The following is a 2,430-nucleotide window of genomic DNA, read 5'->3' on the forward strand; positions in this document are numbered from 1 at the left end:
GCCAAAAAAGCGCGTCAAACGGCGCAATAGGGGTTCAATCCGCTTTTCTCGTCAGAGCATAGGCAGGCCAAGTCCACCGTCTTATCATGCGCTCCGCTTCTCGCCAAGGCTTGCGATGCGCCATCGTGGCGTCCCATCTGAAACCGCATGGCGCCTCCCATGCCTCCCGCTTCGCTAGGTCTTGTCCTCGGTGAGCGCACATACAAAAAGCCGCCATCTTCCGGCGGCATCGTTCATGATACGACTCCGGCTTGCGGAGCCGGGGCAAATTCGATTTCAAACCCAAGATCCCCAAGCATTTGATAATCGGCTGACTTTTCTTGCCCGGCGGTCGTCAAATAGTCGCCGACAAAAATCGAGTTGGCGGCATACAGGCCAAGCGGCTGAAGTGAGCGCAAATTCACTTCTCGCCCGCCGGCGATGCGGATTTCTTTGGTTGGATTCATATAGCGAAAAAGGGCCAGCACCTTCAAACAGTAACGCGGGTTTAATTCGTTCGTGCCAGCCAGCGGCGTGCCGTCGATCGCATGCAAAAAGTTGACTGGAATGGAATCGGCGTCAAGCGCCCGCAAACTGCGCGCCATATCGACGACATCCTGCTTCGTTTCTTTCATGCCGATGATGACGCCGGAACAAGGCGAAAGACCAGCTTCTTTCACCGTTTCCACCGTCCGCACCCGGTCGTCGTATGTATGGGACGTCGTAATGTTCGGATGGTGCTGTTTTGACGTGTTAATGTTATGATTGTAGCGATCGACTCCCGCCTCTTTCAGCCGCGCCGCCTGCTCCGGCTTTAAGATCCCAAGGCAGGCGCACACTTTCAGCCCGAACCGCTCTTTAATTTCCTTGACCGCAGACACAACGGTGTCGATCTCTTTATCGCTCGGCCCGCGGCCGCTGGCGACGATGCAGTACGTCCCAATGCGCAAACGGTGTGCTTCTTCCGCGCCGCGCAACAACGTCTCTTTGTCGACCATTTTATATGTTTTCACCGGCGCCGTCGATACGGCGGACTGCGAACAGTAGCCGCAGTTTTCCGGACAGAGGCCGGATTTGGCGTTGATGATCATGTTCAGCTTCACTTTGTTTCCATAATAGGCGGAGCGAATCCGGTACGCCCCTTGCAGCAAAAGGAGCAACTCCTCATCCGGACAATCCAATATCGCCAATGCTTCCTCATCGGTCAGCTCGTGGCCTCCCAACACTTGCTCGGCCAACACCAGCCAGTTTGCCATCTCTCCTCTCCCCTTTCCATATCATTACATTTATCGTAACGGACCAGCCGCATATTTGTCAACTATATTTTCATTTCAGTTTACTTTTTAATCCGTCCCTAGGCAGACAGCAAAAAAACAGGCCCCCGTTTGAAGGGGCCTGCCCTCGGTTCCTCACCTAATGCGTCAATTTCTCGACGATATCGCGGGCGATCCAGACGCCGCAGGCGCTCGCCTGCGCAAGGCCGCGCGTAATGCCGGCGCCGTCGCCGCCGACATACAACCCGGCGATTTCGGTTTCAAAGCGGTCGTTCAGTTTCGGACGTGCCGAATAAAACTTCGCTTCCACCCCATAAAAGAGCGTATGCTCAGAGGCAAGCCCCGGAGTAACATGGTTGAGCGCTTCCGTCATTTCGATCAAGCTTTTCATCGTGTTGTACGGCAAAACGAGGCCTAAATCGCCCGGCACCGCTTCTTTTAGCGTCGGTTCGATGAACCCTTCTTTGATTCGCTTTTCCGTCGATCGCCGTCCTTTTAAAATGTCGCCGTATTTTTGCACGATGATGCCGCCGTTCGACAAGGCGTTCGCCAGCCGGGAAATTTCATGGGCGTATTCGTTCGGCTTGTCAAACGGATCGGAAAACTTATGTGAAACAAGAAGGGCAAAGTTCGTGTTGTTGCTGCCGAGCTTTGGATCTTTGTACGCATGGCCGTTGGCGAGCATGATGCCGGAATGGTTTTCGACGACGACATGTCCGGACGGGTTGCTGCAAAACGTGCGCACTTGCGTCCCAACCGACGTGTTGAAAATGAATTTCCCTTCATACAGATGTTCGTTAATTTCTTGCATGACGATGTTCGATGTTTCCACGCGCACTCCGATGTTAACCTGATTGTTGATCATCCGCAAACGGCGCTTGCGCAAGATTTTGCTCAGCCAAACCGAGCCATCGCGCCCCGGAGCGATGACGACTTTTTCCGCTGTCAACGTTTCGCCGTTTTTCAGCACAACGCCTTTCACTCGATGGCCGCTCTCCGTCCGCTCGGTCACGATATCATCCACTTCCGTTGTAAAGCGCATCGCAATCCGCTCGCGCAAATATTCAAAAATGCTTTGGCTCTTCACCACAACATGTACTTGACAAGCAATACGGTTTCCTGCACAAAGATGTGCAAAAATCACTGATTTGTTGATTTTCCCTCACAAGCGTAAATA

1 protein-coding gene and 1 pseudogene are annotated in these 2,430 nt (G+C 53.3%); both read right to left on the reverse strand.

Annotated elements, in window-relative coordinates; all coding sequences use genetic code 11:
• Nucleotides 1-233: 233 nt before the first annotated feature.
• Nucleotides 234-1,235: a biotin synthase BioB gene (bioB, locus tag I656_RS00780; protein ID WP_015374736.1), complete on the reverse strand. Its 1,002-nt coding sequence runs from the start codon at nt 1,233-1,235 to the stop codon at nt 234-236.
• 157 nt (nt 1,236-1,392) lie between these two features.
• Nucleotides 1,393-2,331: pseudogene (locus tag I656_RS00775) on the reverse strand (NAD(P)/FAD-dependent oxidoreductase); the annotation flags it as partial.
• Nucleotides 2,332-2,430 lie beyond the last annotated feature (99 nt).

Origin of the sequence: Geobacillus sp. WSUCF1, from assembly GCF_000422025.1 — a bacterium.
Taxonomy (GTDB): Bacteria; Bacillota; Bacilli; order Bacillales; family Anoxybacillaceae; genus Geobacillus; species Geobacillus zalihae.